The sequence below is a fragment of the Vibrio rhodolitus genome (genome assembly GCF_003350325.1).
Classification (GTDB): domain Bacteria; phylum Pseudomonadota; class Gammaproteobacteria; order Enterobacterales; family Vibrionaceae; genus Vibrio; species Vibrio rhodolitus.
This window is the reverse complement of record NZ_QLYZ01000011.1, coordinates 120,102-135,293: the sequence shown is the minus strand read 5'-3', so window position 1 is coordinate 135,293 and position 15,192 is coordinate 120,102. Positions and strand designations below refer to the sequence as shown.

General features: G+C 42.6%; 15 protein-coding genes. 8 read left to right on the top strand and 7 right to left on the bottom strand.

What is annotated here, in order from left to right; translation table 11 throughout:
- Positions 1-271 (top strand): IS3 family transposase (locus tag DPF93_RS12180; protein WP_164675359.1); only part of this gene is annotated, 271 nt, incomplete at its 5' end.
- A gap of 76 nt (positions 272-347) precedes the next feature.
- Here DPF93_RS12180 and DPF93_RS12175 read toward each other — a convergent pair.
- Genes DPF93_RS12175 through DPF93_RS12160 form a run of 4 tightly spaced genes read right to left on the bottom strand, consistent with a single transcriptional unit; the run spans position 348 to position 3,086 of the window.
- Positions 348-2,048: a DUF2326 domain-containing protein gene (locus DPF93_RS12175; RefSeq protein WP_114766429.1), complete on the bottom strand. Its 1,701-nt coding sequence runs from the start codon at positions 2,046-2,048 to the stop codon at positions 348-350.
- Positions 2,035-2,268 carry an ABC-three component system middle component 6 gene (locus DPF93_RS12170; RefSeq protein ID WP_114766428.1) on the bottom strand — a complete coding sequence of 78 codons (234 nt, stop codon included), beginning with the start codon at positions 2,266-2,268 and terminating at the stop codon, positions 2,035-2,037. The genes DPF93_RS12175 and DPF93_RS12170 overlap by 14 nt, the downstream gene beginning before the upstream one ends.
- Entirely contained in the window at positions 2,255-2,800 is a 546-nt protein-coding gene (locus DPF93_RS12165; RefSeq protein ID WP_114766427.1) for a hypothetical protein, read from the bottom strand. Before DPF93_RS12165 ends, DPF93_RS12170 begins: the two co-directional genes overlap by 14 nt.
- A gap of 1 nt (position 2,801) precedes the next feature.
- Positions 2,802-3,086, bottom strand: a complete 285-nt coding sequence (locus tag DPF93_RS12160) for a hypothetical protein (RefSeq protein ID WP_114766426.1) — start codon at positions 3,084-3,086, stop codon at positions 2,802-2,804.
- Between the two features lie 605 nt (positions 3,087-3,691).
- On the opposite strand from DPF93_RS12160, the gene DPF93_RS12155 reads away from it, so the two are divergent.
- Both DPF93_RS12155 and DPF93_RS12150 read left to right on the top strand, forming a co-directional pair.
- On the top strand, positions 3,692-4,801 hold the full coding sequence (locus DPF93_RS12155) for a hypothetical protein (protein WP_114766425.1): 1,110 nt from the start codon (positions 3,692-3,694) through the stop codon (positions 4,799-4,801).
- Between the two features lie 138 nt (positions 4,802-4,939).
- Entirely contained in the window at positions 4,940-5,449 is a 510-nt protein-coding gene (locus tag DPF93_RS12150) for a GNAT family N-acetyltransferase (protein ID WP_114766424.1), read from the top strand.
- Positions 5,450-5,564: 115 nt separating this feature from the next.
- Here the strand turns inward: DPF93_RS12150 and DPF93_RS12145 are convergent, their stop codons facing one another.
- The gene (locus DPF93_RS12145; protein ID WP_114766423.1) at positions 5,565-6,461 is read right to left on the bottom strand and encodes a LysR family transcriptional regulator; all 897 of its coding nucleotides are present in this window, start codon (positions 6,459-6,461) and stop codon (positions 5,565-5,567) included.
- A gap of 99 nt (positions 6,462-6,560) precedes the next feature.
- Here DPF93_RS12145 and DPF93_RS12140 point away from each other — a divergent pair, with 99 nt between their 5' ends.
- Both DPF93_RS12140 and DPF93_RS12135 read left to right on the top strand, forming a co-directional pair.
- Positions 6,561-7,169: a short chain dehydrogenase gene (locus DPF93_RS12140; RefSeq protein ID WP_114766422.1), complete on the top strand. Its 609-nt coding sequence runs from the start codon at positions 6,561-6,563 to the stop codon at positions 7,167-7,169.
- A gap of 213 nt (positions 7,170-7,382) precedes the next feature.
- The gene (locus tag DPF93_RS12135) at positions 7,383-8,645 is read left to right on the top strand and encodes a mechanosensitive ion channel family protein (protein ID WP_114766434.1); all 1,263 of its coding nucleotides are present in this window, start codon (positions 7,383-7,385) and stop codon (positions 8,643-8,645) included.
- 65 nt (positions 8,646-8,710) lie between these two features.
- Here DPF93_RS12135 and DPF93_RS12130 read toward each other — a convergent pair whose 3' ends face one another.
- Positions 8,711-9,259, bottom strand: a complete 549-nt coding sequence (locus DPF93_RS12130; RefSeq protein WP_341866795.1) for a DUF2913 family protein — start codon at positions 9,257-9,259, stop codon at positions 8,711-8,713.
- Between the two features lie 388 nt (positions 9,260-9,647).
- Between DPF93_RS12130 and DPF93_RS12125 the strand changes: the two genes are divergently transcribed.
- Positions 9,648-10,688 (top strand): DNA cytosine methyltransferase, encoded by a 1,041-nt coding sequence (locus DPF93_RS12125; protein ID WP_244204719.1) that lies wholly within the window; start codon positions 9,648-9,650, stop codon positions 10,686-10,688.
- 129 nt (positions 10,689-10,817) lie between these two features.
- Here the strand turns inward: DPF93_RS12125 and DPF93_RS12120 are convergent, their stop codons facing one another.
- A complete protein-coding gene (locus DPF93_RS12120) occupies positions 10,818-11,672 on the bottom strand; it encodes a HaeIII family restriction endonuclease (RefSeq protein ID WP_114766420.1) in 855 nt (284 codons plus the stop codon).
- A gap of 313 nt (positions 11,673-11,985) precedes the next feature.
- Between DPF93_RS12120 and DPF93_RS12115 the strand changes: the two genes are divergently transcribed.
- Together DPF93_RS12115 and DPF93_RS12110 are read left to right on the top strand one after the other, a co-directional pair.
- The gene (locus DPF93_RS12115) at positions 11,986-13,533 is read left to right on the top strand and encodes a bifunctional GNAT family N-acetyltransferase/carbon-nitrogen hydrolase family protein (protein ID WP_114766419.1); all 1,548 of its coding nucleotides are present in this window, start codon (positions 11,986-11,988) and stop codon (positions 13,531-13,533) included.
- A 251-nt stretch (positions 13,534-13,784) separates the two neighbouring features.
- A complete protein-coding gene (locus DPF93_RS12110) occupies positions 13,785-15,104 on the top strand; it encodes an MBL fold metallo-hydrolase (protein WP_114766418.1) in 1,320 nt (439 codons plus the stop codon).
- Positions 15,105-15,192: the final 88 nt, after the last annotated feature.

The following is a 15,192-nucleotide window of genomic DNA, read 5'->3' as shown; positions in this document are numbered from 1 at the left end:
GGACAGGTTTTTGAAACAGCATGGTCTTGAATCAAGTATGAGTCGCCGTGGTAACTGTCATGACAATGCGGTTGCCGAGAGTTTTTTCCAGTTACTCAAAAGAGAAAGAATTAAGCGGAAGATCTACACCACGAGAGAGGAAGCTCGTATGGATATCTTCGAATATATTGAGATGTTCTACAACATTAAACGCCGACATGGTTCCAATAATCAGTTGTCGCCAGTAGAGTATGAAAAGCAATATGAAATCGAATTAAAGAGTGTCTACTAATTTGGTGGCTATTCAAAATTCAGAATATATTGTTAGTGGATAAAGTTGGTGAGCAAGGTGTTCACCAACTTATCTTTTAACTAATTTTAAAGAACTTATCTGTCTCGGATAGTTCTAGAATCACATCTTGTTTTTTATACTTATCAAAGCATGAACTTGATAGTTTGTCACTGAGTACAGAAACGATATACTGTCCATTGAGCTTACTAGCTTCAACAAAAATATCATTAATTTGCTTAGAGTCTACATCTTCGATAGAGTCATGAATTATAAAGGTAGCCCTATTAATTTTTGTGTCATTAACAAACTTTATGTAGGCAAAGTCGAACGCACTTAGCTCACCTTTCTTTTTACCCCCTGTAGAATTTGGTGTTATATTTGCTATATCAAACTCACATTTTTCAGAATCCAAGTCAAAGCTTAGATCAAATATATACCTATCTTCGTAAAAGTCTTTACTCAGCTCACCAAAGTACGTATTAAAAATTTCGACATTGCTATCTAATTGCTCAGAACTTTCATTAATCTTCTTTACAATTTTTTCTTTCTCTCTTTCTAACAAAGATATTTCTTCTTTAGTATCTTCTATTTTATTTAGAAGGACTCCTACACTTGCGATTTTTTCTCTCACTAAAGATAGATTATTGTAAATTTCACCAATGGATTTAAGAGTTTCTGGTTCACTTACTTCTTTAAAAACTCTTGACTCAGAAAGTTGAAGAGTGTTTATTTGTTTTTTTACTGATATGGAAAACTCTTCAAATCTAAACAAATCATTTTCAATTAGTTTTACTTTGTTCGATATCACTTTATTATGAAAAACCATGAGATCTTCATACGTTCTTTTCAATTCTTTGTTTACAGAGACACCTGCAAACTCATATATTTCATAGATTTCTTTTCCATCGACACTAGAAGCATTGCTCTTTAGTTTTTCTATACTTCTTTTTAAATAACCAACTCTTGTTTCGTAATTCGAGTACTCAACTGTTAAATCAGATATTTGTGATTGAATATCAACAAGTTCTTTTACACCTTTCTCTTGGTTATCAGTAAAGTCAAAGTTAGATATCTTTTGCTTAAGTTCCTTCTTTTCTTCTTCTAGTGGTTTAAGCATTTTTTGTAGAGCACTTTCTTTATTTGGCTTTCTATAAGCAGATAGATCTTTCTTTTTTGTCGAGATTCTTCTATTTATCAAGCCCTTCTCTTTTAGAAGATGCAGGTCCTTAAAACCAAACAAGAACAAGTATAATTGATCATACACATCAGGCTTTGTATTTACATGCAAAAATCTTGTAGTATTTTGCATCTTATCATGTGTATTTCTTATAAATTTATGGCTTAAATTTCTTACTGTTGGTTTATCAGATGTGACACCAAAAACATGTTCAGACAATAAGCTTGTATACTCACTCTTATCAATTTCTTTTTCACCAACAAAGTACCGTTTGGCTCTATCTCCTCGTGATAGGAACCTACCAAACAAGTATTCATTCTTATTAAATCCAGTTACACTTAAACGGATGAATACTTCATTATTATCAATAAGATCAACCACCTCTGGGATCAACTTGCTAAACTCAGGTTCTTGATAAATATCCTTACCATCTGACAAAAATATGTAGTCTATTAGTCTTGATAATGTTGATTTTCCAACACTATTTCCACTACTTAACGAATCAGACTCTTTGTTAACAATAAGATTAATTCCATCTTTAAATGGCACCTCTCTTAAAACCTCATTGTTTTTATAGACCCATAATTTATTTAGACGCATAAGTTATTATTCCATCATCATTCATATCAATCGCTTCGATAGCGTATAACCAATCTAATGCAAAAGTAAAAACCTCATAAGATATATCAAGCTCTTTCGCTATGTGATGGTATATGTCTTCAATATTCAAAGCGATATTATTATCCTTCGAAATTAAATTAAGAATATGAGCACCAATATTCACTGGGTTTATAATAGGATCAGAATCAATTGTTAACATTAGGATTCTCCAAAACGATACATTCAATTATGGAGTAACTGGTGACTAGTTCAATACCCCATGAGATATCTTCATCAAAATATCCATCTCCAAGGTCTGATGAATTGTTAACAAAGCTCTTTGCCCTTTTCATAATATCTTCAACAACAAAGTCAGCTAGCTCTCTTAATTTGCCTAAATCAACAGGTCGTGTTGCTATTTGAAACTTTGCCAATGATTCACGGTAAAATATATTCATTTGCCGTTTGAGCTTTGTTGTACCGCCATTTATATCTTTGTTTAATTGCCGCATAGATGAATCAACTAAAATTGAATTCTCAATGTAGCTATCAACTAGCCATTTATACGTAATAAGCTGGTTGTGTTCAATTTTATTAAGTACTTCAGCAGGATCTCGCTTCAGATCTTGTCTCTCTTCATTTTCAGATGCGATAATTTCAATTAGCTTGCCAAGTACAGTAGAACGGCGAACCTTTTTATCTGTATTGATTTCAACAGGCGCTCGGTTGTTGTCAAAAACTACATCACCCATATCACCCTCTCATATCAATGTTAACAGGACCACTATTCTCCTGAAAATACTGAGACTTATCACCTTGAGAGACTGAGTTGTTATTTAAAGTCTGCTTTAGCTTGACTTGCAGTTCATAATTTTCATTTGAGAGTACGATGTTATCTTGCTTAAGTTTTATAACTTCTTTTTTTGCCGCCGTCTTCGCAAAGGCTTGATGTATAGCTATACAAGCAGCAACAAATGAAAAAACATAACCTACAGCACCGACAACTGGATTTTCTAGCGCTTGAGTTAGGAACTCCATGTACTTCTCCCAATGTAAATCAATTGCAATTAAACTAATTGCATTCTACATCACCTGAAAGCAATGATAAATCAAACTATTACGCATACGCTTGACGTGATCACATGATATGCCATCACTAACAAAAATGTCCGGTTCAACTCCCCCAATGGGAACTGAAATGGACTAGTCAATTTCTCGAAATTAACACGCACATAAAACACCTAAAACAACGAAAACTCTGGAACAACACTAGTTCAAGGTGTACTATTCGTTGGTACTGAGCTCCTAATCCGCTCAAGAATTCAAAACAAACAACTGCAATAAAATCATTAACTTAAAGGCATTTTATCGACGCTCCCGCCAGCTCCACCAAACGTTTGGAAAGGGCCAACTCGAAAGAGTGGCCCTTTTTGTATTTGTTACGTTTAGCTTTTCACTGTTCTGAAAAACTTACGCTAATGAGCAAAAGACCATAATTTAGCCTGTTGTTTTAAGAGTAAGGGTTATCGCGCACCGAAATGTACGATTCACAGTAAGACGCGCAGATACTGAGAGCGAACTTAATAAAGATGTATCTGCCGAGGACACAACTTCGGTTAATAATAAGAATAAGGACTTACCAGATGTCAAAAAAAGTGAGCAGCTTAAACATTGGACTACTTGATAATGGATCTCACTCTTTAAAGCGTGGGTATGAAATATGGAAAGAGTGGGAAACAACTAAAGATCCATGGCTGCTTAAAGAGTCTATAATTTGGGCACATCATGGAATAGAATTACTATTGAAACAACTGTTAGTACAATCAAACGAATTGCTAATTTTCCAAAATGAAAAAAAGGCTGCAGAAAGATTTGAGAGTCTTAAAAAGCGAAGAGGTATGGAAAACGCGACTATACTGAGCTTGTTTGATTATGATGATGGAGTAATGTCTGTTGGTTTTAAAGATGTAGTAAAGAGAACTAACATAATATTAAATGTCGCCGAACTTTCTGAAAAAGCGCCGCTGCGAATTTTAATTGATGATTTAACAAGATATAGAAACAAAATTGTCCACTTCTCTGTAGACCTTGATGTCATCAAAGTTTCAACATTGCTCTTTGATATCTTAGATCCCTTACTAACACTGCTTTCAAAAAAGGTACTAAATGATACTTTCAGAAAAGTCACAATTCCCGAGATAATTAAATCTGCAAAGCCTATATACTCTTACGTAGAACGAAATCGAGATAAAATAGCAAGGCATGCATTTTTTGTAACACATGATGCATTAACTAACTGCCCAATAGAAAAAATAGGTGTCGTAACACAAGCAACTGGAACGGGCATAACTCGCTCTTTAGTTGAATATCTAAGTTTGATTAGAACTCACCCGGTTCTTTGTTTAACACCAATATTAATATTGGTGGACTTAAATCCAATAAAACAGCAGTTGTTGGATTCATTACCAGAAAGATTTTCCGTTACTATTGATACCAAAAAGAACTTTATCTCAAAAGGAATAGAATATAAAAACAAGTTATTAGTTATCGGATTTCAAACCAGATTAAGACCACACGAAATTGACCACTTATTGCCGAATTCAGCAAAGATCTTGTTTACTAGCTCTTGTACAGCCGAAGATGAAGAGTTTTTCGGTTCAATAATAAGCGAGTTCCAGTACACCGCAGAGCTTACAAACTTGATAAGCAAATACAGCATTATTAATTGGTCTGAACTTGACGTAGTCAGATGATACCAATCGCTTGAAAAGGGACAGTTCGAAAGAGCTGTCTCTTTGCTTAGTAACACCCCTTCATTGATTTCCGCACCTACCCGACCGCCTTGCATGCGCTTATAATCTTCGCCTCTATCCATCTTTGAGGAAATTCACATGACGGTGGTATGTGAAACAGAAAGACTGATTGTTCGCCATTTTGCATTGAGCGACGCCCCATTTATTGTGCGCTTACTGAATCAAGATTCATTTATTCGCTATATCGCAGACAAGAATGTACGCACTGAAGAAGACGCGATCAATTACCTAACACAAGGTCCGTTGGCGAGTTATGCTCAGTATGGCTTTGGCCTTAACTTAGTGATGTTCAAGGAGTGTCAGACGCCAATTGGTATGTGCGGCGTGCTAAAAAGAGATGAGTTGGAGTACCCTGATTTGGGCTATGCGTTTTTAGATGAGTTTGCCGGTAAAGGCTATGCAAGTGAAGCCGCGGCTAACACACTGACAAGCACTATGACGCAATGTGAGCTTGAGACGGTTCTGGCGGTGACTTTGCTCAATAATGCGCGCTCTAATAAGCTGCTCGACACAGTGGGCTTTAGCCTGCAAGGCACCATTGAGCTGTATGGCTCGCTCAATAATTTGTACCAATATCAAACTCGCTAAAACCCTTATTTGTTTTGCGCGGGTTCACGCCCCGCGCAGCAAACTCTTAGTTCCACAAACAACCAGCTCAACAACTAACCCATTCAACTAACAATCCACTCAGAACGGTCGAGCGTTAAATCAGATAACTTGGGTTTGCTCGTAACCAATCAATTACCGCTTGATTAAACTTCACCAGTTTGGCAGGCGTGATGCGGCGCTGGGCGTAAATCAAACTCAGCTTGTGCGATTTGACTGACCACTGCGGCAATACCTCAACCAACTCGCCCCTCTCTATCATGCTTTGCGCATGCATATAGGGTACCGATGCCAGCCCCATACCTTGCTGCGCTAAAGACAAAATCGCCGTGTAAGTGTTGGCGCGCATGTGACCGAGCACTTGCTTAAACACCACCTCATCTCCACGCACCAATTGCAGATGATTCCAACGTTCGTTTTGGCTATTGAGAATAAATCGCTGCTGTTCGATGTTGTCTATCGTCACCGCGTCTATCGCTGCAAGGTAGTCTGGCGCTGCCACCACGACATTGCGCATATACCCCAACTCTTTTGCCACCACATCATCGGGCAAAGAGTCAAACGCGCGGATCGCAATATCAAATTCCCCCAGCTCTATGCGTTTTTTGCCGGGACCAAAATCGCAAATCACCTCTACCATCGGGTTTTGTTGGCAATATGTCGGGATCACGCTTTGGCACAGAGAACGACCAAACTCCAAAGGTGCGGTAATTCTTAGCTCACCGCTGATCTCTTGCGCCATGTCTCGCACCCTCATTTCAGCTTCGGTTGCCAACAATTGGATCTGCTGCGCTCTCGTCAGCAAGTCGCGCCCTGATTCGGTCAAACTGATTGAACGTGTCGAGCGATGGAACAACTTGCTGTTCAGCGAGCTTTCTAAACGCTGAATATGGCGCGAGACCAAACCTTTTGAGACATCCAATACTTCAGCCGCTTTGGTAAAACTGCCCTCTTCTGCCACCGTCAAAAATGTCTGGAGATAGGTTAGATTCATAATTAGCACCATTTAGTAAACAGTGCGCTCATTTTGTGTGGTTTTTCTGCGTAACTCAAGCCAATAAGATACAAAACGTAAACACAACGGAGAGCAATTATGAAAATTTTAGTTATTGGCGCAGCGGGCACTATCGGTTCAGAAGTCACTCAAGCACTACAATCACGCTGCGAAGTCATCACTGCGGGTAAAACCAGTGGCGATGTACAAATTGATGTTACCGACCCAAGCTCAATCTATGCCGCTTTCGATAAAATTGGCAAAGTAGACGGCATTATATGTGCAACGGGTGATGTGGCGTTTAATACCTTTGAGCAGATTAGCCGTGAAGAGTGGGATGTGGGTATCAACAGCCGCTTAATGGGGCAGATCAATCTGACACAAATTGCGCTTAACTACTTAAATGACAAGGGTAGCGTGACCTTAACCAGTGGCATCATCGCCGATTACCCAATTGCGTATGGCGTGAGTGCCGCAACTCTGAATGGCGCGCTAGAGCATTTTGTTACAGCAGTATCACACGAGCTACCACGCGGCATTCGCGTTAATGCCGTCAGCCCAACTGTGGTGACCGAATCACTAGCAACTTACGGTGATTACTTCCCAGGTTTTAATTCTATTGATGCCAAAGATGTCGCTAAATTCTATGTACGTAGTGCTCTTGGAATTGAAAATGGCAAAACGTTCAAAGCCTTTGCTGGTAGCTAATCCAACTACCTTTCGCTCCAACTGCCTGTAATTGTGCCGCTCTCTATGAGCGGCTCTTTTAATTTACCCAGCGGGTTATCAAAACCAACGCCCTTCTTAACACAAACATCGCTTCACCCTGCTACCATTGGCACTACACTTTAAAAATGAATAAGTTGTCTGAAAACTTGTTCTCTCCCTCAGCAAGTAATAACAACAAGAGAGGATGTGATTTTGCTAGAACATCATGTGCGCAATTACATTGCCGCGAAGTTGGCTGATGTTGGCATCAGCAGCGACCCTTATGGTATTGAGCTCACCAGTGTGTTTGTTTTGTCCGTACTGGCTGTGGCGACAATCAGTTACCTTATTGTTCACCATGTTATCGTCCGCTCGGTTAAGAACGTCTTACAAAAAACCAATAAGCCACTCAGCGAGAGTCTTGCCAAATATGACTTGCTCGGCAAGATTTCGTTACTGGTGCCTATCATGGTATTGGATGTGCTGATCCCGATTGCCGTGGGTCACTATAGTTTGTTAGCGAGTATTCTTGATCGCTTACTCGGCATTCTCATCGTATTGATGATAACTTGGGTGATCTTCGCTCTGCTTGATGCCCTTAACGACATTGCCACTTTTAAAGGCATTACGCGCAAAATGCCAATCAAAAGCTTTGTTCAGCTCACCAAGCTGTTCACCTTCTTTGTTGCGCTGATCATCTCTGTCTCGGTGCTGGCTAATGAATCGCCGGTGATCTTTCTTTCAGGCTTAGGCGTCGCCACTGGCTTTGTCATGCTGGTGTTTAAAGACACCATACTGGGCTTTGTCGCGGGTATTCAGCTTTCTGCCAATCAAATGATTAGCCTCAATGACTGGATTCAAATGGACAGCTATGGCGCCAACGGCACGGTGGAGGAGATTTCTTTAACCACAGTAAAAGTGCGCAACTTTGATAACACCATCAGCATGTTGCCTGCCTATGCACTGGTGCAAAATGCCTTTATTAACTGGCAAGGCATGTCTGACTCTGGTGGTCGACGGATTAAGCGCTCGGTCAATATTGATGTTACTTCGATTCGTTTTATGAGCGATGAGGAGATTGAGTCGCTAAAAAAGATCCGCATTTTACGGCAATACATCTATGAGAAGTCACGTGATATTGAGCAATACAATCAAGGGCTAGATGAAGATGATCGCGAAGATGGCAACCTGCGCCACATGACCAACCTCGGTCTTTTTCGCGCTTATGTAAATGCCTATTTGCGCGCCAGCAATGACATTCATCAATACATGCTGATCATGGTGCGCCAACTTGAACCCACGCCAGAAGGTCTACCACTGCAAGTCTACGCGTTTTGTAATGATGTAGATTGGGCTGCCTATGAAGGGGTGCAAGCCGATCTGTTTGATCACCTCTATTCCGCTATGCCAATGTTTGGTTTACGCCCTTACCAAGCACTCAGCAGCCAGGATGCACTCAATATTCAACGCGGCTAAAACAACAAAGGCTAACCCTAGGTTAGCCTTTGTTTTATATTCTTTTCGCTCGCTGTACTTGGCTATTAGCCTTGCAGTTCAAAGCGTAAAAAGTCGCCGTCTTCATACTGAACATTGTGACTAAACTGACCGAACTTATACACGCTTGCGAGTACCGCTGAACGCTCATAAACGCTTGAACGAACCAAAAAGGTAATCGGTGCAATCATCTGCCCATCTTGTGAAAAGTGACTATTAAGATCTGCCGCTAAAACACAGACAAAATTCTTACCTTCACTGTACTTCAAATCCACTTCATGTGGCGAAGACAACAGCACGGTTAACCCCAAGTCTTTCTCAATCGAGCGCACTAACAGCAAATACTCTTCGAGCTGGGTCAGGGAGACACTTTCGCTGTAATTAATCAGCTCAAGAAACATCTTCTCGAGGTTGTAGTTGTTACCTTTCGAGTGTTGAATCAACACTTTTATTTTTTTCTTCAGCAGTTTATAGCGCATCGAAGATGATTGCTTTTTCAACCACAGGCGGAAAAGAGAGTTCTTATCGGTGAGATTTAAAGGTCTTCCTTTATCTAACTGATGGAATTCTAGGTGTAACAACGCACTTAGAGCCAATTCTCTAAGTAACAAATGAGTTCGTTCTTGTTGTGATAAAAGAGGTTTCAAAACTACTAATAAACTACGGTAACGAGAGAGAGACTCATGCCTAAAGTTTAGGCGCTAACTGGGCGAGTTAGCCAATTTATGCACTATCTCGGCGCATAAATTAAGAGTGGCGATTATGAGTTGTCAGCTCAAGAGGCAAGAGGATAACCAAATATAAAATGCTTGTACAGCGAGATGGAGGCTGCAAAAGTGACAACCGACAAGATTTCTCCACCTACGCAGTCAAAGTGTCAGCCTAATTGCATGCCATTGATGCTTACTGGAGACAAATAAAGTTAACTCCATGATATAAAGGAAGAAAAAACCGCTGGCCTTATGTACAGTAAATTGCTACACTATGCGCACTCCATCACCAGTTAACGATATAAAAATCACTATGCAAGTTGTCTCTTTTTTTGCCGGCGCCGGCGGTCTTGATTTAGGCTTTGAACAAGCGGGCTTTAATGTAGTTTGGGCAAACGAATACGACAAAGATATTTGGGCGACCTACAAGAAAAACCACCCACATACGGTGCTTGACCAACGTAGCATTACCAATATCGACGCAAGTGAAGTTCCTGAGTGTGACGGCATTATTGGTGGACCACCATGCCAAAGCTGGAGTGAAGCCGGCGCACAACGCGGTATCGAAGATAAGCGTGGTCAGCTGTTCTTTGACTTTATTCGCATCCTAGAAGCGAAGAAGCCAAAGTTTTTCCTCGCAGAAAACGTCAGTGGCATGCAACACACTCGCCACGCCAACGCGCTGAACAACATTAAGCAAATGTTTAAAGACGCGGGTTACGATCTTTACTATCAAATGATGAATGCGGTCGACTACGGTGCGGCTCAAGATCGTAAGCGTGTGATCTTCATTGGTTTTAGAAGCGATCTTAAAGTGGACTACCGCTTCCCAGAGCCGATGGATAAAAGTGAACATAAAGCGCTAAAAGACATTTTGTTGGATCTTGACGGCACGGCAGTACCCGCGCTGGATAAACAAAAGCCAAACCCTGAGGTTAAGTTCCTCAATCACGAATATATGATTGGTGGCTTCTCAACCATGTACATGTCGCGTAACCGCGTCAGAACTTGGAACGAGCCTTCATTTACCATTCAGGCGGGCGGACGCCATGCGCCTATCCATCCTAGTGCGCCACGAATGGAGAAAGTGGAAAAGGATCTGTTTAAGTTTGTTGAAGGTCATGAATATCGTCGTCTTAGTGTGCGTGAATGTGCGCGCATTCAGGGCTTCCCTGACGATTTCGAGTTTGTCTACAACAACGTTGCCGCAGGTTACAAAATGATTGGTAACGCCGTTGCTGTGCCATTCGCTAAAGCGGTCGCGCTGAGCATCCAAGAACATCTCGCCATTGCAGCAGCAAAACAAGCCGCGTAATCGGCTCGGCAAGTCAGCCTGATGGCAAATCGAAAAGCGGCACCATTAAGGTGCCGTTTGTTTTTCTATTTCGTTCGCCACTGATTTTTGCGCCGTAGCTTGAATCGTCACGGCTTAATTCGTCGCCCGTTACAGCGTAAAGCTCTGCACCGAATCAGAAATTAACCGCGTATCGAACTTTTGATTGATGGTCTTACCCAAGGCAAACTTACTGCTGGCGGTATGCAGACGCATATCAAAGCTAAATCCATTGTCGAAATCTAGCTGAATATGATTGGCGCTGGTTTGTTTTGCCTGCAAAGACTGTGGTTTAGCAATATGGCTAAATTGCATTACCTGCACATGGTCGCGGCACACAATCACTTTATCGAAATTGCAATTACCGACGAGAAAGTCGAAAGCTTTCTGCGGGTCAACAGGTTGGCTATTAATGGTATCGGTAACCAAGTGGCACATTTGCTGGTAAAAGCTTTGAATGATGGTTTCATCTTGGCTTTTTACCTCACTAAACAGCAAAGTATTGAGCGGCATCACTTGGCTAAAAAACTGCGCTGAAATGGCTTTGATTGCGGCGCGATATTGTTTCTCTTCAGCTTTATCCACGAGCCCTAGCTGCGCGAAAAGGTTACCCGGGCGCTGATGCTTAACCGCATTGTTGTTATGTTTAAGCGAGATATTGTATTGTTGCGTAGCAGAGCTTAAACGGATGTCCGTCACATCACCTTTCATCGCTGCGCGATCCGCAATGCGGCTTATGCTTACCGGGCCTTGATCGCTCACTTTATTCGCCGCAACCCAATTTGCAAAAGCGGCACACTGCTGACGATAGTAACCCTGCATCTCTTGAGGAAGATTGGCAAAATGCCCGCTATCGCGCGTTTGATCGCGCTCAGTCTGCTCACAAATATACGCATTACCGTAACGCTCTTGCAGTGTAGCCACCAGGGCGTATTCAAGCGCTCGACCATTTTGGTTCGATTTCATTTCTTCCTCTGCCTACAACTCATCCAGCACGCGCCCATCATAGAGCAAATAGTCGACAAGATCCCTGACTGGGGAGCTGTTCGGTCAAAAATAAACCGAATAAATGCCTGTATTTTGATTTGTTATCGTCACCAATCAAAACCCTTGAGATACCAACGGTAAACTGTGAGTTGTCGATATATTTGCCATACTTAAATTCTGGCATCCTCTTAAGTGGTTATACCCAAGTAGCTTTGCAGCTCACACGCATGGAAAACAAATGAGGCTACTTGGGTATATCTAATGGAAGAAAAGAAAAAAGGATAAGCGGAATATGGATGGTAATACTCCTAAACTTTCTCTGCGCACAATCGAGCCGACCGACTACCCAGAACTCGCCACGTTAATGGACTTAGTATTCCATGATGTCGGCGGCTCTTGGCCGCGTTTGACCATCATGGATTTGATCCATCAGTTTCCCGACGGGCAAATCTGCATCGAAGATAACGGCAAAATCGTCGGTGCGGCTCTGACGATCAAAGTCAATTACAACCGCTTCTCTTTACCTCATCTCTACACTGACATCATCAATGAAAATAATGTGATTCAAAACCAAGTCACGGGTGATGCCATGTATGGTTTGGATGTGTTTGTCCACCCTGACTACCGCGGTTTGCGTTTAGGTCGTCGCTTGTATGATGCGCGCAAAGAGTTGTGCCGCAGTAAAAACTTTAAAGCGATTTTAGCCGGTGGACGTATTCCCAACTACCACCAGCATGCTGATGAGTTGAGCGTGACTGAATACATCGAGAAAGTAAAACGCCGCGAGTTGCATGACCCGATCCTCTCTTTTCAGCTCGCAAATGGCTTTGATGTAAAACGTATCATGCGTGGCTATCTGCCAGAGGACGATGCCTCACAAGGTTATGCGACCCTGCTGGAGTGGGATAACTTCTTTTATGAAGAAGACATTGAGTCAATTCACGATGTCGAGAAAACCTTGGTGCGCATTGGTGTGGTGCAATGGCAAATGCGCGCTATGCATGATCTTGACGACCTTATCGACCAAGCAGAGTTTTTTATCTCCTCACTGGCGAACTACAAAGCCGACTTTGCTCTGTTCCCTGAGTTTTTCAACGCGCCTCTGATGGGGCTACAAAAAGGGCAAAACTCGGTAGAAGCGATCCGCTTTTTGGCAGAATTTACCGAGGAAATCAAAAACCGTTTTTCGCAAATGGCGGTGACCTACAACATCAACATTATCGCCGGGAGTATGCCTGAGATCCGCGAAGGCAAGTTATACAATGTCGCTTACTTGCTGCAACGTGATGGGCAAATCAATGCGCAAGACAAAATCCACATCACCCCGCATGAAGAGAAAGATTGGGTGATTGATGGTGGCGATAGCGTACAGGTCTTTGAAACCGACGCAGGTAAAGTCGGCATTTTGATCTGCTATGACAGTGAGTTCCCAGAACTCGGTCGCATGATGGCAGAAGAAGGCGCACAAATTATCTTTGTGCCATTTTGGACCGATACCAAAAACGGTTATCAACGCGTGCGCATTTGCTCGCAAGCACGCGCAATCGAAAACGAATGTTATGTCGCGATTGGCGGTAGCGTAGGTAACTTGCCAAGAGTGGACAACGTCGATATTCAGTATGCTCAGTCGGCAGTGTTCTCTCCATCAGATATCTACTTCCCACATGATGCCACACTCACCGAAGCTAACGCCAACACTGAGATGATCATCTTTGCCGATGTAGATTTGACCAAACTAAAGCAGCTCAATACCGAAGGCTCTGTCACCAATCTGCGTCACCGACGCCTTGACCTCTATGGTGGCTTCACCAGCGCTAAAGAGCAGAACGATAACGCATAAGATCATCTCCCTCGCCGCGAGTAGCACCTCGCGGCGCCATTTTGCTCGGTACTTTCTGCTTGCCCAGTCTGGCACAAGATTAGCCCCACTATTAAGCATGGCAAATCGCAATTATGCCGACTCGGTTTTCAGCACTAAGCATCAAGAACTATCAACGCCTCACAGTTAATTTCTCTACTCTTGAGTAAAGTGGAATAACAAAACTAGTCTAGATGATCAAATACCACGCTCGCGCAGCTTTGGAGGTCGATATGGAATTAGTGCATCATGGTGGTAAACATACGGTCACGGGTTCTTGCCATGAACTCAGCTCTGATGGTCAATCTATTTTAGTCGATTGCGGTCTCTTTCAGGGCGCTGACGAACGACCACTAGAAATCGATTTTGCGATTGAGCATATCTCTGCCCTGCTGCTGACCCACGCCCATATCGATCATATAGGTCGGGTGCCTTGGCTGGTGGGAAGCGGTTTTCATCAACCTATCTACTGCACGGAAGCCACTGCCGAACTGGTGCCTTTGATGCTGGAAGATGGACTTAAACTGCAACTAGGCTTGAGCAATAAAGAAGTGCAATATGTCCTCAATCAGATTGATTGCTTATTGCGACCACAGCCTTATAACCAGTGGTTTAGCATCGACCCTGAAGCTAAATTGCCACTGAAAGCGCGTTTTCAACCTGCGGGGCATATTCTCGGCTCCTCTTATATTGAAGTGCAGCTCGGCAATGGCGAAATCATCGTGTTCTCTGGTGACTTGGGACCAAGTGACACTCCGCTACTGCCCGACCCAGTCTCACCTGAGCGCGCCGATTATTTGTTGATTGAAACCACTTACGGCAATAAGCGTCATGATGAAATTGACAGCCGGAGCGAGCGGCTAAAAGCGATCATTGATCGCTCCCTTGCTGATGGTGGCACTATCTTGATCCCTGCCTTTAGCGTTGGACGAACTCAAGAGCTGCTATTTGATATTGAACAGCTGATCTATGAACATAAAATTGATGCCAATATCCCGATCATCCTCGATTCACCGATGGCGCAAAAAGTCACTGAGTCTTATCGCAGCTTTAAAAAACTCTGGGGACAAGAAGCAAAAGATCGCCTTGCCGACCATCGTCATCCATTGGCGTTTGAACAATGTATTACCGTGGACGATCATCGCTATCACCTCAAACTGGTTAATCGCCTAAAATCCACCGGTGAAGCCGCCATTGTGGTGGCAGCCTCCGGTATGTGCCAAGGTGGACGGATCATGGACTATCTCAAAGCACTGCTGCCCGATGAACGTACAGATGTATTACTTGCTGGTTATCAAGCACAAGGCACGCTCGGTCGCGCGATTCAAAGCGGCGAAATGCTGGTTGATATTGACCAAGAAGAAGTCGAGATCCACGCTCAAGTGCATACCATGTCGGGCTATTCGGCCCATGCTGACCAAGCGGATCTACTCAAATTTGTGCAAGGGATTCCCCAACCGCCCAAAGCCATTCACCTGATTCATGGTGAAGCGCAAAGTAAAAACGAATTTGCCGAGCAACTGCGCAACTTAAGCTATCAAGTGATTGAGTAACATTCGTGACATGGCGAAAAAATAAAAGAGCGCCATCTTATCTAAGCATGGCGCTCTTCTTTCTAGAGGGAAATGACTAAATTAAGCG